Annotated in this window: 18 protein-coding genes; 8 read left to right on the top strand and 10 right to left on the bottom strand. The window is 56.0% G+C overall.

Features of this window, described 5'->3' with window-relative positions:
- Positions 1 to 21: 21 nt before the first annotated feature.
- Both uvrA and H4317_RS18420 read left to right on the top strand, forming a co-directional pair.
- On the top strand, positions 22 to 3,165 hold the full coding sequence (uvrA, locus tag H4317_RS18425; RefSeq protein ID WP_260625739.1) for an excinuclease ABC subunit UvrA: 3,144 nt from the start codon (positions 22 to 24) through the stop codon (positions 3,163 to 3,165).
- 116 nt (positions 3,166 to 3,281) lie between these two features.
- Positions 3,282 to 3,704 carry a hypothetical protein gene (locus H4317_RS18420; RefSeq protein ID WP_185888012.1) on the top strand — a complete coding sequence of 141 codons (423 nt, stop codon included), beginning with the start codon at positions 3,282 to 3,284 and terminating at the stop codon, positions 3,702 to 3,704.
- Between the two features lie 27 nt (positions 3,705 to 3,731).
- Here H4317_RS18420 and H4317_RS18415 read toward each other — a convergent pair whose 3' ends face one another.
- From H4317_RS18415 to H4317_RS18400, 4 genes are all read right to left on the bottom strand, one after another.
- Positions 3,732 to 4,298 carry a DUF4142 domain-containing protein gene (locus H4317_RS18415; RefSeq protein WP_185888011.1) on the bottom strand — a complete coding sequence of 189 codons (567 nt, stop codon included), beginning with the start codon at positions 4,296 to 4,298 and terminating at the stop codon, positions 3,732 to 3,734.
- Positions 4,299 to 4,622: 324 nt separating this feature from the next.
- A complete protein-coding gene (locus tag H4317_RS18410; protein ID WP_185888010.1) occupies positions 4,623 to 5,261 on the bottom strand; it encodes a DUF4142 domain-containing protein in 639 nt (212 codons plus the stop codon).
- A 208-nt stretch (positions 5,262 to 5,469) separates the two neighbouring features.
- Positions 5,470 to 5,706 (bottom strand): hypothetical protein, encoded by a 237-nt coding sequence (locus H4317_RS18405; RefSeq protein ID WP_185888009.1) that lies wholly within the window; start codon positions 5,704 to 5,706, stop codon positions 5,470 to 5,472.
- Positions 5,707 to 5,750: 44 nt separating this feature from the next.
- Positions 5,751 to 6,326 (bottom strand): DUF4142 domain-containing protein, encoded by a 576-nt coding sequence (locus H4317_RS18400; RefSeq protein WP_185888008.1) that lies wholly within the window; start codon positions 6,324 to 6,326, stop codon positions 5,751 to 5,753.
- 190 nt (positions 6,327 to 6,516) lie between these two features.
- Here H4317_RS18400 and H4317_RS18395 point away from each other — a divergent pair, with 190 nt between their 5' ends.
- The gene (locus tag H4317_RS18395; RefSeq protein ID WP_185888007.1) at positions 6,517 to 7,368 is read left to right on the top strand and encodes a hypothetical protein; all 852 of its coding nucleotides are present in this window, start codon (positions 6,517 to 6,519) and stop codon (positions 7,366 to 7,368) included.
- A 113-nt stretch (positions 7,369 to 7,481) separates the two neighbouring features.
- Here H4317_RS18395 and H4317_RS18390 read toward each other — a convergent pair whose 3' ends face one another.
- From H4317_RS18390 to queA, 3 genes are all read right to left on the bottom strand, one after another.
- On the bottom strand, positions 7,482 to 8,195 hold the full coding sequence (locus H4317_RS18390) for a TapB family protein (protein ID WP_185888006.1): 714 nt from the start codon (positions 8,193 to 8,195) through the stop codon (positions 7,482 to 7,484).
- 88 nt (positions 8,196 to 8,283) lie between these two features.
- Positions 8,284 to 8,982, bottom strand: a complete 699-nt coding sequence (locus tag H4317_RS18385) for a 2-C-methyl-D-erythritol 4-phosphate cytidylyltransferase (protein ID WP_185888005.1) — start codon at positions 8,980 to 8,982, stop codon at positions 8,284 to 8,286.
- Positions 8,983 to 9,114: 132 nt separating this feature from the next.
- Complete coding sequence (gene queA / locus H4317_RS18380; RefSeq protein ID WP_185888004.1) at positions 9,115 to 10,167, bottom strand: tRNA preQ1(34) S-adenosylmethionine ribosyltransferase-isomerase QueA; 1,053 nt, start codon at positions 10,165 to 10,167, stop codon at positions 9,115 to 9,117.
- A gap of 179 nt (positions 10,168 to 10,346) precedes the next feature.
- Between queA and H4317_RS18375 the strand changes: the two genes are divergently transcribed.
- The 4 genes from H4317_RS18375 (at position 10,347) to H4317_RS18360 (ending at position 14,734) form a co-directional block, all read left to right on the top strand.
- Positions 10,347 to 11,609 carry an ABC transporter permease gene (locus tag H4317_RS18375; protein WP_185888003.1) on the top strand — a complete coding sequence of 421 codons (1,263 nt, stop codon included), beginning with the start codon at positions 10,347 to 10,349 and terminating at the stop codon, positions 11,607 to 11,609.
- Between the two features lie 205 nt (positions 11,610 to 11,814).
- Complete coding sequence (locus tag H4317_RS18370) at positions 11,815 to 12,678, top strand: LOG family protein (RefSeq protein ID WP_185888002.1); 864 nt, start codon at positions 11,815 to 11,817, stop codon at positions 12,676 to 12,678.
- Between the two features lie 175 nt (positions 12,679 to 12,853).
- Positions 12,854 to 13,498 carry an RBBP9/YdeN family alpha/beta hydrolase gene (locus H4317_RS18365; RefSeq protein WP_185888001.1) on the top strand — a complete coding sequence of 215 codons (645 nt, stop codon included), beginning with the start codon at positions 12,854 to 12,856 and terminating at the stop codon, positions 13,496 to 13,498.
- Between the two features lie 60 nt (positions 13,499 to 13,558).
- Positions 13,559 to 14,734: a lycopene cyclase family protein gene (locus tag H4317_RS18360; protein WP_185888000.1), complete on the top strand. Its 1,176-nt coding sequence runs from the start codon at positions 13,559 to 13,561 to the stop codon at positions 14,732 to 14,734.
- A 14-nt stretch (positions 14,735 to 14,748) separates the two neighbouring features.
- Here H4317_RS18360 and H4317_RS18355 read toward each other — a convergent pair whose 3' ends face one another.
- From H4317_RS18355 to H4317_RS18345, 3 genes are all read right to left on the bottom strand, one after another.
- On the bottom strand, positions 14,749 to 15,378 hold the full coding sequence (locus H4317_RS18355) for an ABC transporter ATP-binding protein (RefSeq protein WP_260625897.1): 630 nt from the start codon (positions 15,376 to 15,378) through the stop codon (positions 14,749 to 14,751).
- A gap of 181 nt (positions 15,379 to 15,559) precedes the next feature.
- Positions 15,560 to 15,781, bottom strand: a complete 222-nt coding sequence (locus tag H4317_RS18350) for a DUF2795 domain-containing protein (protein WP_019948259.1) — start codon at positions 15,779 to 15,781, stop codon at positions 15,560 to 15,562.
- Between the two features lie 142 nt (positions 15,782 to 15,923).
- Complete coding sequence (locus tag H4317_RS18345) at positions 15,924 to 17,222, bottom strand: DUF349 domain-containing protein (RefSeq protein WP_185887998.1); 1,299 nt, start codon at positions 17,220 to 17,222, stop codon at positions 15,924 to 15,926.
- A 314-nt stretch (positions 17,223 to 17,536) separates the two neighbouring features.
- Between H4317_RS18345 and ettA the strand changes: the two genes are divergently transcribed.
- Complete coding sequence (ettA, locus tag H4317_RS18340) at positions 17,537 to 19,204, top strand: energy-dependent translational throttle protein EttA (RefSeq protein WP_185887997.1); 1,668 nt, start codon at positions 17,537 to 17,539, stop codon at positions 19,202 to 19,204.
- Positions 19,205 to 19,261: the final 57 nt, after the last annotated feature.

The raw sequence follows: 19,261 nt of genomic DNA, 5'->3' as shown, positions 1-19,261 counted from the left end.
ACTTATTCGCTTCGCTGCTGCATGGCCAAAAAAACAACTGCTGCTCCTGTTACTACTTCCACTGCTACCCCCAAGTCTGCGGCAGCTAAGGCTGACCGCCCGGCCAAAGCTCCAAAGGCTGGCCAGGTAGCCCCTATCCTAGCTGCTAAAGCGCCAAAAGCTGGCAAGCCCACCGCAGCTGCCGTAGCCGATGGCGCTACCCGCCACGGCACGGCCGCCGTGCAGGCTGTGCCGCGTAGCGAACAGGTGAGCGAAGCGGTGCTGGAAAATCAGGCGCGTATCAGCGGGCAGCTGCTGGGCCCGGCTGATTTGGAGGCACCCTACATTGAGGTGTACGGTGCCCGGGAGCATAACCTGAAGAACGTATCGGTGCAGATTCCGCGCGGGCGGCTGGTGGTATTCACCGGCATTTCGGGCTCGGGCAAGTCGTCGTTGGCTTTTGACACGATTTACGCCGAGGGACAGCGCCGCTACATGGAGACGTTTTCAGCATACGCCCGCAGCTTTATGGGCGGGCTGGAGCGGCCCGATGTAGACAAGATTGAGGGCCTGTCGCCGGTTATCAGCATCGAGCAGAAGACCACGTCGCGCAACCCTCGCTCTACGGTCGGCACCATCACTGAAATCTACGACTTCCTGCGTCTGCTCTACGCCCGCACCGCCGAGGCGTTCAGCTACGCAACGGGCAAAAAGATGATCCGGCAGTCGGACGACCAGATCATCAACTACATTCTCAAACAGTACGACACCAAAAAGCTGGTGGTGCTGGCACCGGTAGTGAAGGGCCGCAAGGGCCACTATCGGGAGTTATTCCAGCAGATTGCTAAGCTGGGCTTTACCAAAGTGCGCGTGGATGGCGAGTTACTCGACATCACGCCGAAGATGCAGGTGGACCGCTACAAAATCCACGACATTGAAATCGTAATTGATAGGCTCGTCGTGAAAGAGGAAGACCGGTTCCGCCTCTCGGGCTCGGTGCAGAATGCCCTTACACAGGGCAAAGGCACCATGCTGGTGCTGGACCCCGACAAGAAGACCGATAACACGCAGTTCTTCTCGCGCTTCCTCATGGACCCCGTGACGGGCATTGCCTACGACGACCCGGCTCCGAACACCTTTAGCTTTAACTCACCCTACGGTGCCTGCCCTACCTGCAACGGCCTGGGCGAAGTGCAGGAAATAACCGAGGAAACGGTGATGCCGGATAAGAAGCTGAGCATCAGCCGGGGCGGCATTGCGCCGCTGGGCGAATACCGCGACATCTGGATTTTCCAGCAGCTTAGCCTCATCGTCAAGAAAAACAAGGCCAGCCTGAGCACGCCGCTGGAAAAGCTGCCGGCGGAGCTGATTGAGCGTCTGTTGTTTGGGGTGCCCGAGGACGAAGATGCTGACCCCAAAAAAGCAAGCTACGTAGAGCCATTTGAAGGCATTATCCCGTTTTTGCGCCGTCAGATGGAGTCGGAATCCGACAACATTCGGGAGTGGATTCAGCAATACACGCAGGCTAAGGAGTGCCCCGAGTGTCATGGCTACCGTCTCAAGAAAGAGTCGTTGCACTTCAAGCTCGCTGACAAGCACATTGGCGAGCTGTCGGTGATGGATCTGAATGATTTGGCTGACTGGTTTGAAGGGCTGGAAACGCGCCTTTCCGACCGTCAGAACCTGATTGCGCGCGAATTGCTCAAGGAAATTCGCAAGCGTATCGGTTTCCTGCTGGAAGTGGGCCTCGACTACCTGAACCTGCACCGTTCTGTCCGGACGCTTTCGGGCGGCGAAAGCCAGCGCATCCGCTTGGCTACCCAGATTGGTACGCAGCTCGTGGGCGTGCTCTACATCATGGATGAGCCCAGCATCGGCCTGCATCAGCGCGACAACGAGCGGCTTATCAAAGCATTGCAACACCTGCGCGACTTGGGCAACTCAGTAATTGTGGTGGAGCATGACAAAGACATGATCATGCACGCCGACCACGTGCTGGATATTGGCCCCGGCGCCGGTATTCACGGCGGCCAGATTGTGGCGCAGGGCACGCCTACTGAAATCTTCACCTCTGGCTCCCTCACCTCGCAGTACCTTAGTGGGCAGAAGCACATTGAGCTGCGCAAAAAGAAGCGTGCCGGCGAAGGCAATGACTTGGTGCTGAAAGGTGCCAAAGGCCACAACCTCAAAAACGTCACGGCTAAGTTTCCGCTGGGCAAGCTCATTGCCGTCACGGGGGTGTCGGGCTCAGGCAAGTCCTCGCTCATTCATGACACGCTGTACCCGATTCTGAATCAGCATTTTTTCAATGCCAAGCGTGAACCGCTGGCGTATGATAAGATTGAGGGACTGGAGTTTATCGATAAGGTGATTGAGGTAGACCAGTCGCCGATTGGGCGCACGCCACGCTCCAATCCGGCCACCTATACGGGTGTGTTCACCGAGATTCGCCAGTTGTTCTCGTCGTTGCCAGAAGCTAAAATCCGAGGCTATGGGCCGGGCCGCTTCTCATTCAACGTGAAGGGTGGGCGCTGCGAAACCTGCGAGGGCGCCGGTATGCGCACCATCGAAATGAACTTCCTGCCCGACGTGCACGTGCCCTGCGAAACCTGCAAAGGACGCCGCTACAACCGCGAAACGCTGGAAGTACGCTTCAAAGGCAAGAGCATCACCGATGTGCTGGACATGACGGTGGAGAAGGCCGTGGAGTTCTTCGAGTTTCAGCCCCGCATCCTACGTAAGATTCAAACCCTGAATGAAGTAGGGCTAGGCTACCTCACGCTGGGCCAGCAGGCCACCACGCTGTCGGGTGGCGAGGCACAACGCGTGAAGCTGGCCACTGAACTCAGCAAAAAAGACACTGGCAAGACGTTCTACATCTTGGATGAGCCCACCACCGGCCTGCACTTTGAGGACATTAACCATTTGGCTGTGGTGCTGCACAAACTTGCTGATAAGGGCAACACGGTCCTGATCATCGAGCATAACTTGGACCTCATCAAAGTAGCCGACCACCTGATTGATATTGGGCCGGAAGGCGGCGCGGGCGGCGGCAGCATTGTGGCACAGGGCACGCCGGAGCAGGTAGCCAAATCGGGCAAGGGCCACACGAGCCGATTCCTGGCCGAAGAGCTAAAAGTCAGCAAGTACGCCGAGGAGAAATCTGTTAAATCAGACGCTGCTTAAGGCCATCCGCTTTCGGGCACCTAAAAGCTTCCCGTCCCAGCCAAACCGTCGTATGGTTGGCTGGGACGGGAAGCTTTCTTATTCTTATTTTGCTGCCTTCCTCATTTCCCTCCTGAATGAAACTATTGCTATTCCCGTTGCTTCTGGCCGCCGCAATTGCCACCACACCTCCCACGCCTGCTCCGCCTAAACCAACACACTGGACCGGCACGTTCAGCAACGGTATGAAAGGAGCTACAATCAGCTTCGATGTTTCGGCCGATGGCAAAACCCTATCCGAACTGACGTTTCAGGGGTACTGGCGCTGCTCTGGCAAGCTGGAGCTTACCACCGTTGGTCCCACGCACAGCTTCCCCATCACGGGCGGCAAGGTGAGCGGCGTGGTAGTAGACCCGCCGGGTGGCGGCGCTACGGCATGGCGCTTCGAGCTGGATGGTGTGGTAGGAGCGAAGTCGGCACAAGGGACATTCCGCATGAACATTAATGCCCTGGGCTGCGACACGTACAAGTTGCAGTGGACTGCCGCGCCGGCTAAATAAATTGGAGCAAGCAGTCTACGGGGCTACTTACTTTATGGCGTTAGCAAGCTCGAACAGGACGGCCGTCTGTGTTTCGTGGGCTCGTAGCTTGGGTAGCATTTCCGTGACATAAGCCAGCAGTTCTGGGTTGCTGAGCTTAGTTGCGGCTTCGGCATAGCGTTTTATAGTCCGCTCGTGCAGTTCTTTCAGGTCGCGGAGGTATTTCTTGTCGAACCCCAAATACTTGCGGTCATCCACATCCTCGTAGATACGGCGGTCCTCCTCGCTCATCATGTTGGGTAGCGCCAAGCTGTTGCGACTGGCAATGGACTCCAACTGCTGGCCCGCTACAGTGTGTTCCTGCTCCATTTTTTTGCCCCAGTCCTTCACCTCCTGCAGAATGGCTTTCTGCTGAGCTAGCTTGGCCAGTGCTACTTCCAGTGTGTTGGCACTGGCGGCCGCTACCGCGAATTCTGAGTCGTATTTCAGCTGCTCCTTGGTGTAAGGTGAGCTGGCATCCAGTACTTTACTGCGCTTCTTGTTGATCTTTTCAGCGGCTTTGGTTTGGGCCTGGGCAGTACTGCTGATACTGGCAAGGCTGCCTGCGAGAAGCATGACGCCCGCAAAGCGTTTCAGATGTAATTTCATTATCAGGGTAAACTAAGTGAAGTATCTACTCGGAGCTGAGGCAGCCACTGCAGAAGGAGGCTTCCGAACGACTCGTTCTTATACTCGCTCAGACGCAAGTAGTTCCCACGCTCGGGTAAGACTGGGGCCACATTTCGAATCGGCTGGCATACAGCCATTGGTGCGGCTATCAGCGGGGCTCAAAATACCTGCGGTTCCAACTGCTGATAACACCAGAGTCAGCTAGAGCTACATGCAAAAAGCCCGTTCCGACGTACGGAACGGGCTTTTCAGATCAGGCTTAACCTGAAATTACATTGAACTATGCTGCTTGAACATGCTCAGGTGGCTTTGCACAACAGGCAACGTCTGTGTGATGAAGCCTTGCAGGTCCGCATCCTGGGTCATTTTCTGGTGAGCAGCCATAGTATTCGCTGTTTTTTGGTGGTCCAGCGTCATTTGCTCCATGTATTTTTTCTCCAGCTCGGTACCCGAGAGCTTGCCCATCTGCTCGGCAATGGCCTTGTGCTCGGCGTCCATATCAGTGGGTAGCGTCACGTTCTTTTTCTGCGCTATTGGCTTCAGCGCCGCCGTCGATTTGGTGTGGTCCGTAATCATCTGGTTGGCGTGGTCCTTGGCCATGCCGGTTACACCCTTGTCAAGTGCCAGTTTGCTGAGCTGAATCTCATTCTGGTCGCTGTGGGCCGCCGACTTCATAAATTCCGGATCGTCTTTATGCGGCGCGGTAGGGCCATTAGGGTCAGCCATAGCGGCACCGGCAGTGCCGTCCATTGCAGCAGAATCGCCCATAGTTGGTTCGGAGGCAACCCCCATTGTATCAGCACCCGCTACCGATTCGGCATTGGCCATTTCATCGGCTTTGCGCTCATTGGAACAGGCAGTAGTGAAGAGCAGAGTGGCAGCCGTTAGGCTCAAAAAAATGCGTTTCATATAGGATGATATGGTAGGTGGGACAAAAAAAGTACACGCCACAAACGGGTTTGCACCCCGGCGTAGCAAATGCACCGTGTCAAAAACGAACGGCTTCGCCCCAGGAAGGTTGCTAGTGTTCAGCTAGTTGCTAGCGTTAAAATTCCAGCGCCCGACCCCTGTGCAAGACAGAAGCCGGGCGCTGGAGTGCAAGAAATCGAGCTAAAGGCTATGGCCGGGCAGCAGGATCGGCGGCCGCGGCAGAGTCTGCATCAGCCGTAACGGTCGGGCCAGCATCGTTGTCGATGACGGTGGCATCTGCCTGCACACCACCTTCGGCAGCCGCCGAGTCCATATCAGTAACCACGGTGCCAGCCGTGCCGTCAGTGCGTTGAGCAGAATCGCCGCAGCTACCCAGAGTCAGCATAGCAGCTAGTGCTACAAAAGAGAAAAAGCGCGTTTTCATAAGGAAATTGAATTGGTTGGTTTAAAAAACGGGAATGTGAGGTACTACTTGGGAAGCTTATCGGAGAGCTTTTCGGCGGCATCCAGATGGGTTTTGAGCGGTGCCAAGTAATTGGCCGCAAAAGCGCGAATGTCGCCATCATACGCGTCGTCGCTCATGTCATCGAAGTCGTCAATGCTGGTTTTATGGCTGCTTTCCAGCAGTTCCACATATTTACGGTCGAAGGCCGGGCCATTCAGAGCGCCCAACTCACCAAGACGTTTTGCCTGCTCAGCGCCTAACCCCGTAGGCAGCACAATGCTTTTCTGGCTAGCTAGCTGCTGTAGCGCTTTTTGCATAGCAGCATGTTCGCCCGCAATCAGCTGCGCCAGATATTTCACATCCGGCGAAGTGGCTTTGCGCTGTGCCATCTGGCTCATTTCTACGTCCAGCATGCTGTAGCTCGCAACATTTACCAGAAAGCCGGCGTCGCGCTCTTGCTTGCTGGTCACGTCTTCGTTGCCAATGCGCTTTTCGTTTTGAAACTTGGCTTCTGCCACCGGGTCCTTGTTGGTTTCGGCGCCACAGGCTGCTACAAACATGCCGAGCAGCAAAAAGGATGGTACGGGTAAAAAGCGCATGTTTTCAGCAGTTTGGCGGTGGGAGAGGAGTTGCTAAGCCTATACGGCCGGTCTGCTGGCTGGTTCTAAAATGGCCGTGCTAGTACTTTTTGAAAAAAGTTCCCCAGGGGATTAAACTACCAGTAGTCGGCGGCTTCCAAGCAACGAAACCCCGGGAATTCTTTTCATACCTTTTTTGCTCAACCTCTCCATGAAAACCTCTTTCCACACTTTGAGCATAGCGGCCTTAGCAGGCGGCCTGCTGCTTTTCGGTACGGCGGCCTGCAACAAAGACAAAGAGCAGCCTGCTCTTGAAAGCATCGAATCGGCGGAGGATGCTGGTGCTGCTGAAGACGAAACCGGTAGCCTCAACGATTTGGTAGAAGCGGCTGCCCCGGTTGATGCTTCCGTCGCTAATGGGCCAGTAGCAGAGCCAGCTGACATGGCCCGCTTGCTCTCGGCCTGCGCTACCCGCACCTACGACCCCAGCACCCGCACGCTCACTATCGATTTTGGCCTCACCAATTGCATAGGACCAAACGGAGTAGCACACCGTGGCAAAATTGTAGCCGTCTATAGCGGGCCTTTTCGTCAACAAGGCTCCTCGGTTACCATTACGCTTCTGAACTACTTCCGCAACGACAACCAGCATACAGGCACCCGCGTCATCACGAATGCCGGCGACGGTTCCTACACGCTTAGCGTGCGCAATGCCAGCGTCATTACGCCCAACGGCACCCACTCTTGGACTGCGCAGCGCACTTACACCCGCTTGGCTGGCCAGGGTACTCGCACGATTCTGGACGACCGATATTCTGTGACGGGCCAAGCTGGTGGCACCAATCGGCGCGGCGTAGAGTATACTGCTGCCATTCAGCAGCCGCTGCTGAAAGAGTTTACAGTGGGGTGTGCCCGCTTCTTCACGGCCGGAACTGTCAGCATCAGCAATAGCCGAGGCAAAACCATGCTGCTCGACTACGACCCTACCGGTACCCAGGCCTGCGACAATATTGCTTCCGTAACCTGCAACGGCCGCACCCGCACCATTCGTTTGGGGCGCTAGCCTAACCCTGGTACACGCAACCACAGTCCAGCAAAAAGGCCGCTTCTATCCGGAAGCGGCCTTTTTTTGCCGGAAAACGGTGGACTTATCTAAGTGTCTTTGAGTTTTCTGGGCTACTTGGTCGGGGCGGCCGTGAGCAGCGTGTAGCCCATCAGTTTGTCCTTGCGGTAGGTTTCCGACCGCACAGCGCCAACGCCAGGTGCATACCACTCAACTGTACGCATCGTGAACGGAATGGCCAGATTTCCCATGCCGGTCTTCATCAGCACATCCTGCGAAATTTTGGTGCAGGCAAAGCTGCCGGCTTCTGTTTTGATAGTTTCGGAGCCTTCCACGCGGCGGTTACTGATGCTGATAGTAGTGGTAGAAAGGGCGACTCCGCTTTTCTTGTCCCGCATAGCTACCGTCATGGTGCCGTTTTTCAGGGTGGTGCCTTGCTTTGGCTGAGCCGGAATTTCCAGAAAGTCACCGCTTACCTGCACGTCCATATCAGGCTGGGCACCTTGGGCATTGGCCTGCGGATTCATCATGGCGCGCATATCGAGGCGCACTAAGCCAGCTTGGCACTCCACCGTATAGTCGTTGGTGGAGCTAGCCTTGCCTTTCTTATCAAATACCTGCTGATGAATGAGGGCCGTGGTTTTGCCGCCACTCGTTTTGGCTTCGCGTACTTCCTGCACGATGCGCCCACTAGGCTGGTCGCGGTTATCAAACGTGGTCAGTTCGTACACACCGCCTTTGCGAAGATCATAGTAGAGGCCACAATCCTGCGCCACAGTTGCCCGGCTCAAGACCAGCGCAAAAGCTAGAAAAATGATGGGTTTCATACTAGAAGTCGGAAACGGATGGAATATACCCTGAAGGTACCCGTCTATTCGCTTCGGCGGTATCGCATAATAATGTGAGCTGTATGCGCTACTCAGTGCGCAACAGTGCTTCCGCCAGCAGCATATCCTCCGGTGTTGTGATTTTGAGGTTGCGGTAGTCACCTTCCACTATATGGATAGGGTGCAGGTCTTCCACCACACTGGCATCGTCGGTGAAGGTATTGAGCTCCGGAAGTTGATACGCGCGCCGCAGCAGGCTCAACTCGAAACACTGCGGCGTCTGGACCAGGCGTAGGCGGCTACGGTTGAGGGCATAGGAGCCCTGTTGGCTGAGGTTGCGCACCGAGTCTTTGGGTACTACGGCTGCTACAGCGGCACCGTGGTTGTGGGCCGCCTCATATGTAGCTTCAATTACCCGTTCCGGCGTGAGGGGGCGCACGCCATCATGCACGGCTACTGTGCCGGCCGTTTCGTGCCCAAGTTGCGCCAGTCCTTGTTTCACGGAGGCCCAGCGGGTAGTGCCACCAGAAACCAGCTCATGTGGCGGTACGGCAGGATACTGCGCGCACAGCACCTCCCACGTAGCAACCTGGTCGGCGGGTAACACTACTACTAGCCGTTTGATACCCAGTCCCGGAACTGCAAAGCGCCGCAACGTATGCAGCAGCACTGGTTCACCTAGCAAATCCAAAAACTGCTTGGGCCGGTCGGTACCCATGCGTGTGCCGCTGCCTCCGGCCACAATAATGGCGAAACGCGGCTGAAATGACGAAGAAGCAGATGGCACGTGGCAGCAGGAAAATGAGTGCAAAAAAGGATCCGGCGGTAAAAGTAAAAGCCCGGCCGATTATAGCGGCCGGGCTTTTTCAGATGGAGCGAGGATGATTGGTTATCCGGCGCTCAGCACATAGCATCTGCTTTACAAAATCAGCATGGCGTCGCCGTAGCTGAAGAACTTGTACTTCTCTTTGATAGCCGTCCGATATGCTTCAATCAGGAACTCATGACCAGCAAAGGCCGAGGCCATCATCATGAGTGTGCTTTCCGGTGTATGGAAGTTGGTAATCAACGAATTAGCAATCTTGAAATCATACGGAGGGAAGATGAACCGGTCTGTCCAACCCTCGTTGGCTTTCAGACGCGAGTTAGCCGATACCGACGATTCCATGGCGCGCATCGATGTAGTGCCCACAGCACACACACGCTTCTTCGCATCCAGGGCCCGGTTCACTACCACCGCCGACGAACCGGGTACGATGAAGTTTTCGGAGTCCATCTTGTGCTTGGTCAGGTCTTCCACGTCTACTGTCCGGAACGTGCCCAACCCGACGTGCAGCGTTACCGGCACTACTTCCACACCTTTGATTTCCAGGCGCTTCATTACTTCGCGGGTGAAGTGTAGGCCTGCTGATGGGGCGGCTACGGCACCTGTGTGCTTGGCGTAAATAGTCTGGTAGCGTTCCTTGTCGGCCGGCTCCGCTTCGCGGGTAATGGACTCGCGGGGCAGCGGCGTCTCGCCCAGGTTGTGCAGCGCTTTGTAGAACTCCTCATCGGAGCCATCGAACAGAAACTTGATAGTCCGGCCGCGCGAAGTAGTATTGTCGATAACTTCCGCTACCACAATGCCTTCCTCGTCGAAGTAAAGCTTGTTGCCCACCCGGATTTTACGAGCCGGATCGACCAGCACATCCCAGAGGTGAATCTCTTTGTTCAGTTCGCGCAGCAGAAACACTTCGATCTTCGCGCCGGTCTTTTCCTTATTGCCATAAAGGCGTGCTGGAAATACTTTCGTGTCGTTCACCACAAACACGTCGCCTTCACCGAAATATTCAATGATATCCTTGAAAACGCGGTGCTCAATCTTGCCACTGTCGCGGTGCAGCACCATCAGGCGGGACTCGTCGCGGTTCTTGGCAGGGTGTTGCGCGAGGAGAGCTTCGGGCAATTCGAACTTAAACTCGGAGAGCTTCATAGGTGCAGGAAAGGCAATAGCTGGGGAAGCTAAGAAAAATTTGGGTCGGCGAAAGTACGCAACTCCGGCGGATTTATCATTACTTTTCGCCTGGAATCAGTGAGCGAGTATACAACTGAACGAGCAGCCGCCTCGTTCCGGCCACCCACTTATCTGCTCATCCACTCAAGCACTCATTGATGAAAACCATACGCCTGACTCTGGAAAGCTTCCGCTTCGCGTGGCAAGCTCTCAAATCGAACCTGCTGCGTACGGTACTCTCATTGCTGGGCGTGACGGTAGGCATTTTTGCCATCATTGCGGTGCTGACGGTGGTGGACTCGCTGGAAGCCAACGTACGACAAAGCATGAGCTTCGTTGGCGACAAGGTCATCTATGTGATGAAGATGCCCTGGACCTTCGACCAGCCCGACTACCCGTGGTGGCGCTACTTCCAACGCCCTGCGCCTACCGTGCGCGAGTTCCGCGAGTTGCAGCGTATGCTGAGCGACAACCAGAAGGGCGTGGCTGTGTATGCTGCTACGGGCGGCAATACGCTGCGGTCCGGTTCCAACAGCCTCGAAGGCTGTGCTCTAATGGGAGTATCATTTGAATATCGTAACGTGTCGGAGCTGCCTATCGAGGAAGGGCGCTATTTCACGCAGCAGGAGATGGATGCGGCTCGCAATGTGGCCGTGATAGGAGCCGATATTGCCACCAGCCTCTATCCGAATGGTTCGGCGCTAGGAAAGGAGTTTAAGGCCAAAGGCACGACGTTTACCATCATCGGCGTAGTAAAGAAGGAAGGCAAGAAGATTCTGGATACGCCCAGCAACGATACCAACTGCGTTATTCCCTTTGGTTCCTTCACCAAGATGTTTGCCTTGAGCACCAATGGCCTTACCGGCGTGACACCCACTATTGCTGTGAAAGGCCGCGACGAGGATGTGGGCCTGCTCGACTTGGAATACGAGATGAAAGGGCTGCTGCGCAACATCCGCAGCCTCAAGCCCCGCGAAGAAGACAATTTCGCGCTCAACCGCCCCGAAATGCTGACCAACATGGTGGGAAAGCTCTTCTCCGTTATCGGGTTGGCGGGCTGGGTAATTGGCGGGTTTGCTATGGTGGTGGGCGGCTTCGGCATTGCCAACATCATGTTCGTGTCGGTGAAGGAGCGCACCAACATCATCGGTATTCAGAAGTCGTTGGGCGCCAAGAACTACTTTATTTTGTTCCAGTTTCTGTTCGAAGCTGTGTTTCTGTGTCTGCTGGGCGGCTCGGCCGGCATTTTCCTGGTCTGGCTGATCACGCTGGTGCCCCAGGATGCTATGCCGCTCACGCTGTCGGCGTGGAATATCACGCTGGGCCTGACCGTATCCGTGGTGATTGGCGTGTTGGCAGGCATCATCCCGGCTGTGTTGGCCGCCAACCTGGACCCGGTAATTGCTATCCGGAGCAAATGACCGTATGCGCTGCGGAATGGCTTATTGCAGAGCCATGCACTTTATAAACTGTAGCGGTTTGGTCATTTACTGTTAACAAATTGTTAACTTGCCCTTCTGTACTTTTGGTCGCCCCGCTTCGGCGGGGCGGCTTTCTTTTTGTCAAATTCCCCCAATTTCCATGGTGCCTGGCCTTTTGCCTGGTGCCAACAGTAAGTAGCGTACCATGACTAAGCTCAAAAAGACCAGCCGCACCAAGGTGGCTGATGAGGTGCTGAATGCTGGCAGCGGCCAGACTATCATGCAGCCCAACATCAACGACAACAAGGTTAAAACCATTAGTGATATCCGGGAGCAGACGCACGGCGAGCGTACAGTTCAGGTAGACGATGAGCAGCGCATCCGCAAAGCCTTCGTTGATAAAGACTGGAATGAAATCAAGATTGCCGACTCCTGGCAGATTTTCAAGGTGATGGCCGAGTTCGTGGAGGGCTTCGAGAAGATGTCCAAAATTGGCCCGTGCGTATCCATTTTCGGCTCAGCCCGCACCAAGCCCGACAACCCATACTATCAGATGGCCGAGGAAATTGCTGCCAAGCTGGTGCGCCACGGCTACGGCGTTATCACGGGCGGTGGTCCCGGCATTATGGAGGCCGGCAACAAAGGCGCACACTCAGAAGGAGGCCGCTCTGTGGGCCTGAACATTGAGCTGCCGTTCGAGCAGTTCAACAACATCTACATCGACCCCGACAAAATCATCAACTTCGACTACTTCTTCGTGCGGAAGGTGATGTTCGTGAAGTACGCGCAGGGTTTCATTGGTATGCCTGGTGGCTTCGGTACGCTTGATGAGTTGTTTGAGGCTATTACGCTGATTCAGACCAAGAAAATCGGCCGCTTCCCAATTGTATTGGTGGGCACCAAGTACTGGCAGGGCATGTTCGACTGGATTCAGACGGTGATGCTGGAAGACGAGAAGAACATCTCACCTGAGGACATGAACCTCGTGCAACTGGTAGACGATGCCGAGTCGGCGGTGAAAATCATCGACGACTTCTACTCCAAATACCTGCTCTCGCCGAACTTCTAAGCTTGGCAAAAGCTCTAAATTCTAGCACTAAAGCCAGCAGCATCTTCGGAAGCTGCTGGCTTTAGTGCTTTTAAGCATCACTGTAGTTGAGCTAGAATATTAATTATGAAATAGCAGAATCAGGAATGTGAAATTGGATTTATCTTGGTGAATTGTTCAAAATAACCCACGAAGTATGCAGCAAGCAACAACTGCTGAAGAAGTAAAGAAGGTATTTATAGTCCCCCGCTGGGCTGGCGGCCCCCAAGACGACTGGTATCCATGGCTAGGGGAGCAACTGCAGGCCGTTGCCGCGGAAGATGGAGTCAACTACAAGATTCAGGCGCTTGCCATGCCGGCCTGGGACCTGCCCGTTATAGACCGGGCTGTGGAGTATCTGCAGAAGGTGCTGCCACCTGATCAACTGGGGCCCAATGTACTTCTGGTGGGGCATAGTGTGGGGTGTCTGGCCATTTTGCACTACCTGGCCCGCGTAGCCGAAACCCACCCCGAGGCGCAGCCTGTAGGTGGCGTGCTGTGTGTAGCCGGCTGGTTTTCGGTAGACAGCCCCTGGCAGGATATCCTGAATTGGATGGATGCCCCCATCAACTACGAAGCGGCCCGCCGCCTCATTCCGCAGGACAAGCTGATGGTGCTGCTCTCGGATGACGACCCGTATACTTCCGGCTACCAGGAAAACGAGCACCTCTGGGAGGAGCGCCTGCATTCCCGAGTAAGCATTCTGCCCGGTCGCCAGCATTTCAGCGCCCGCCTGGATTTTGATGTGCGTGACGCCGTGCGCGACTTGGCCGGCGCGCTGTCGGGCATGGAAAGCCACTAGCCCGAAGTAGCGCAACTGCCCTAACTTGCAACGGCGGCCCTTTTCAGGCCGCCGTTTCTTGTGGCTGTACCTCCTCTGGATTTCGACTACCTTATTGTGGGCGGCGGCGCGGCTGGCCTCAGCTTGGCGTATCATATCAGCCAGGAGCCACGGCTGGCCAGCAAACGGGTGTTACTGCTGGAGCCCGAAGCCAAAGACCAGAATGACCGCACTTGGTCGTTCTGGTCCGACGAGCCGATGCTGTTTGATAGCATTGTAGTCCATGAATGGTCGAAAATAGCGTTCCGAAGCCCGGGGTATGAGCAGGTGTTTCCGCTAAAGCGGCACCGCTACAAGATGATCCGGGGGCTGGATTTTTACCAATTTGTACGAGCTGCTCTGGCAGAAAATCCCCAGTTTACTCTGCTTCAGGCCAGCGTAGATGCGCTGGAAAATACGCCGCATGGTGCCCGGGCAACCAGTAGTGCCGGCACCTTTACGGCCCGCTATGCCTTCGACAGTCGTCCGCCGCAGATGCACAAGCAGCCGCAGAAGCACCGCTACCTACTGCAGCATTTTGTGGGTTGGGAAGTAGAAACCACCGAAGACGTTTTCGATCCGACAACGGCTGAGTTCATGGATTTTCGAGGCGACCAGCAGCAGCAGGCGCGCTTCATGTACGTGCTGCCCTTCAGTAAGCGCCGCGCGCTGGTAGAATACACCCTGTTTTCGGAGCATGTATTGCCAAAGGAGGAATACGAAGCAGCCCTGCGGGAGTATCTAGCGCAGCTAGGCGCAACAGGGTTTCGCGTAGAGGCCCGGGAAGCAGGGGCTATTCCCATGACTGACCACCCACTGCCCTCGGCTGCGGGCGTAAACATCATCAACCTCGGGACCCGCGCCGGCCGGGCCAAACCCAGTACCGGCTATGCCTTCAAACGCATCCAGGCGCACTCAGCACGGCTGGTGCAGGCACTGGCGGTTACCGGCATGCCGCCGCCAGACCTTACCGGCGACAAATGGCAGTTTCACCTCTTCGATACGTTGCTGCTCGACATCATGCGCCGGCGCGGTGAAACCACTCGCACCATCTTCGCCCAGCTGTTTCGGCGCAATCCGGTGGAGCGCATCTTCGGTTTTCTGGATGAGCAGACGAGCTGGAAGGAAAACCTGCAGATTATGAACTCTGTGACGCCGTGGCCTTTTCTGCGCTCCATCTGGCATGTGGTGCGCGGCCGGCCGGGTCAGCGAGACTAATTCCTGTCGGTTTCTTATAGACTTAATGACGCTTCACTTTCCAGAAACTCGCGGGCGGCACTAACTGTAGCAGCAGTAAGTGGCTCAAGGCTGGGTTGCGGGTGCGACAGGTTGAGCAGGTAGCCGCCCGGCAGCGCCAGCAAGTTGTCAAGGTCGTGGGTAATGCAGAGCACGGTTTTGCGCTCCTGCTCTACCCAACTGGCCAGCAGATCGAACACGCGGCGGCGGTAGTACACATCAAGCTGTTGGGTTGGCTCATCAAGAAGGTACAAAGGAGCGTCCTGCAGGCTCAGTTGGGCCAGCCATACCAGCTGTTGCTCCCCTCCGGAAAGCAGCGTAAAGTCGCGCTGGGCAAGATGCGCGCCTCCCACGCGGGCCAACGCTGCATCAGCCAGTTGGTAGTCAAGCAGAGAGTAAGCACTGAGCAGGCCGTGGTGGCGGTAGCGGCCCATCACTACCAGTTCGCGCACTCTGATTGGGAAGCCAACCGTGGTCCGCTGCGGCAAATAAGCCAGGTGCCCGGCGGTAGCTGGGCGGGCTATCTGGCGCAAGTCCTGGCCGCCGAGTTCTACAGTACCGGTGTAAGGTATTTGTCCCGTCAGGACACGAAAAAGCGTGGTCTTGCCGCAGCCATTATGCCCCACTATGGCTACAAACGCCGGCTCGGGTATGGCAAAAAAAAGGTTGCGGAGTAGAACACGCTGTTCATACCCCGCAACCAAATTTTGGATGTCAAGTGTTGCTTGTTGCTTGTTGACGGGTTGATTACTCAAAGCGGAGTTAGCAGCCTGTATTCGACAAGCAATAGGAACAACCAGCAGTTACCTAGTACTCGTCTTCGTTGAACATAAAGTCCTCCTTAGTCGGGTAGTCAGGCCAAACCTCCTCGATATTCTCGTAGGGCTGACCATCGTCTTCCAGGGCCTGCAGGTTTTCCACTACTTCCATCGGAGCACCCGAGCGGATGGAATAGTCAATCAGTTCATCCTTGGTGGCAGGCCAGGGAGCGTCTTCCAGATACGAAGCGAGTTCCAGCGTCCAGTACATAGTGGTGTGGGCTACTTAAAAAAGGTGGTCGAATGAAAAGTCCGGCTATCAAAAATCCGGCCGGGACGGAATATGCTGACAACGTGGCTCGCCGAGTCACAGTGTATGTGGCAGGCAACGTAAGATAGGCGCTAAGGTTGGGCTACACAACCAGCCGCTGTCGCAATAGCGTAATCAGCTCGTTTTTGGTTCGGATTTTTCGCTCAAATGCACGGATTTTTCCCTGCAGCATCTGCCGGAAGGCATCATTAGCGGGTGTGGCACTGAGCTTACCCAGGTTCTCTTCCAGCGCTTCCTGCTCCTGTTTATCGTATTTGATGAAGTCGCGCAGGGCTTGTACCCGGATGTTTACCTGGTCCTCAGCCGAGCCGCTGGCATTTTCAGGACGTTTACGGATAAAGTGCTCCAGCGCACTCATTTCAAACACCTTATCGCAGGCCAGAATAAACTGCTCCCATACCCGGTCCGATTCTTCGCCGCGCACAGGACCTACCTTTTTCCAAGCGGCCTGCAGCTCTTTGGCGCGCGCTACTGCTTCATGCATGGGCTTGTCCAGTAACGCAACAGCTTCCTCCACGAGGGCCCGCTTGCGCGTCAGGTTATCGTCCATGAAATGCTCCTTGGCATCGGTGCGCTTGCTGTCAATATGCTGCTTGAGACGCTCGAAAAACAGGTTGTGCGCCGCCCGGAACTGCGTCCATAGGTCATTGGCCTGCTTGCGGGGCAATGAGCCGCCCACTTCCTTCCAGGCCTGCTGCAATTCCTTGAGCTTACCAGTAGTGTTTTCGAAGTCGTCGGAATACTGCAGGGCCTCCGACTGCCGAATCAGGGCTTTGTACTGGTCGGCGGCACGGTTGAGCATCGACTTCTTCTCGTTCTGGAAGTTCTTGCGCCGCTGGAAAAATTCGTCTACTGCCACCCGGAACCGGGTTTCCAGCTCGTCGGTGTGCTGCTTGTCTACGGGGCCGGTCTTGATCCAGGCCTGACGCAGCTCATGAATCTGCTCGCCGGCAGTGGTCCAGTCCAGCGTGTTTTGCAGTTCTTCCGCCTGCTGGATAAAGTTGATTTTGGTTGCCAGATTTTTTTCACGGTTGCGTGCTACCGTCTGTTTAATAGCCTCTTCGGCATCCGTAAGCCGCCGATGAATGGCTTCAAAGTCGCCGAGGCCGTCGTAGGAGGCAACCTGCTCTTTGAGGTGCAGGGCCTTCATCAGGAAAGAACCCTTGTTCTCAGAGGTGTCAATCTTATGAAGCAGTTCATCCACCTTCCCGCGGAAGGTTTCGAAGCGGTTGGCGAAGTACAACAGGGAAGCGTCAGCTGACTCCTTTACCTGCCCAACTTGGCGGGCAGGAAGATCCATAAATGGCCGCAGCCACACCTGGTCGCCCTCGATGTAGCCATAATGGCGGGCTTCGGCCAGCAAGTGGTCTTGTTGTTCCATAATGTGATAACGCGGAAGCGAATAGGTGGAGTGGTGAAAATGCGCGGAGGTAATACTCAGAGCGGAAAGATGTGCAAGTTTACAGCTTGTTGCAACATTCGCCGCATGCAGCGAGGGTAGCAAACTCCATCGGGGCTGCCTACCTTTGATGAGGCAGGATGGCCGCCAGACGGTTTTTCTCCGAACGTAAGCCGGATTCTGAAGGTTAGGCCCGGCGTTCAGGGTAAAAGCAAACTGCCTGAAAATAGTGTTTTCCGGTCAACCGCTCTGCGCGTTGGCTATTTGCGTCACGCTTCTACCATTCCTCTTTTCGCATGAGCGACCAGCCCACCATTATTTTCTCGATGGCCGGGGTAAGCAAGATTTACCCGCCTCAGAAACAGGTTCTCAAGAACATTTACCTCTCTTTCTTCTACGGCGCCAAAATCGGGGTGCTGGGCCTCAACGGCTCCGGTAAGTCGTCGCTGCTGAAAATTATTGCCGGCGTCGACAAGCAGATTCAGGGCGACGTGGTATGGTCGCCGGGCTACTCGGTGGGCTATCTGGAGCAGGAGCCGCAGCTCGACCCCACCAAAACGGTACTGGAAGTAGTACAGGAGGGCGTGGCCGAAACCGTAGCCTTGCTCAAGGAATTCGACGAAATCAACGAAGCCTTCGGGGCCGAAGATGCTGATTTCGACAAGCTGCTGGAACGCCAAGGCACCGTGCAGGAACGCCTCGACCAACTTGATGCCTGGAACCTCGACTCCAAGCTGGAGCGCGCCATGGACGCCCTACGCACGCCCGAGGCCGACGCCATCATCGGCAACCTCTCGGGTGGCGAGAAGCGCCGCGTAGCGCTGTGCCGCCTCTTGCTGCAGGAACCCGATGTGCTGCTGCTCGACGAACCCACCAACCACCTCGACGCCGAAAGCGTGCTGTGGCTGGAGCAGCATCTGCAGCAATACAAAGGCACCGTCATTGCCGTAACCCACGACCGGTACTTCCTCGACAACGTGGCCGGCTGGATTCTGGAGTTGGACCGTGGCGAGGGTATTCCGTGGAAAGGCAACTACAGCAGTTGGCTGGAGCAGAAGTCCAACCGCTTGGCCCAGGAAGAGAAAACTGAGAGCAAGCGCCAGAAAACCTTGCAGCGCGAGCTGGAATGGGTGCGCATGGCTCCCAAAGCGCGCCAAGCCAAGAGCAAGGCCCGCCTCGCCGGCTACGACAAGATGGTGAACGAAGACTCCCGCGAGAAGGAGCAGAAACTCGAGCTATTCATTCCGGACGGTCCGCGGCTAGGTTCCCAGGTGATTGAGGCCGAAGGGCTGCGCAAAGCGTTTGGCGACAAGCTGCTGTTCGATGGCCTGAGCTTCTCGCTGCCTCAGGGCGGTATTGTGGGTATCATCGGGCCGAACGGCGCCGGCAAAACCACTCTGTTCCGCCTCATCACCGACCAGATGCAGCCCGACGCGGGCACGTTCGTGGTTGGCCCCACGGTGCAAACCGCCTACGTAGACCAGCAGCACGATACACTCGACCCCAACAAGTCAGTATTCGAAACTATTTCGGGCGGTACCGAAACTATGCTGCTGGCGGGCCGGCAGGTGAACTCGCGGGCCTTCGTGAGCAACTTCAACTTCCGCGGCGGCGACCAGGAAAAGAAGGTAGGCATGCTCTCCGGTGGCGAGCGGAACCGCGTGCACCTAGCCACCACGCTCAAGCAGGGCGCCAACCTGCTACTGCTCGACGAACCGACCAACGACCTCGACGTGAATGCCATCCGGGCGCTGGAAGATGCGCTGGAGAACTTCGCCGGCTGCGCCGTAATTATCAGCCACGACCGGTGGTTCTTGGACCGTCTCGCCACCCACATCCTGGCCTTCGAGGGCGACTCGCAGGTGGTGTGGTTCGAAGGCAACTTCTCTGACTACGAAGAAGCCAAGAAGAAGCGTCTCGGCGATGTGGAGCCCAAGCGGGTTCGGTATCGGAGCTTGAACTAAGGAATAGACAGATAACCGAAAAAGCGCCGCCGGAAGCAGTTCCGGCGGCGCTTTTTC

Source organism: Hymenobacter sediminicola (assembly GCF_014250515.1).
In the GTDB taxonomy this organism is placed as follows: domain Bacteria; phylum Bacteroidota; class Bacteroidia; order Cytophagales; family Hymenobacteraceae; genus Hymenobacter; species Hymenobacter sediminicola.
The sequence above is the reverse complement of the archived record's forward strand: the minus strand, read 5'-3'. Positions and strand labels throughout refer to the sequence as shown.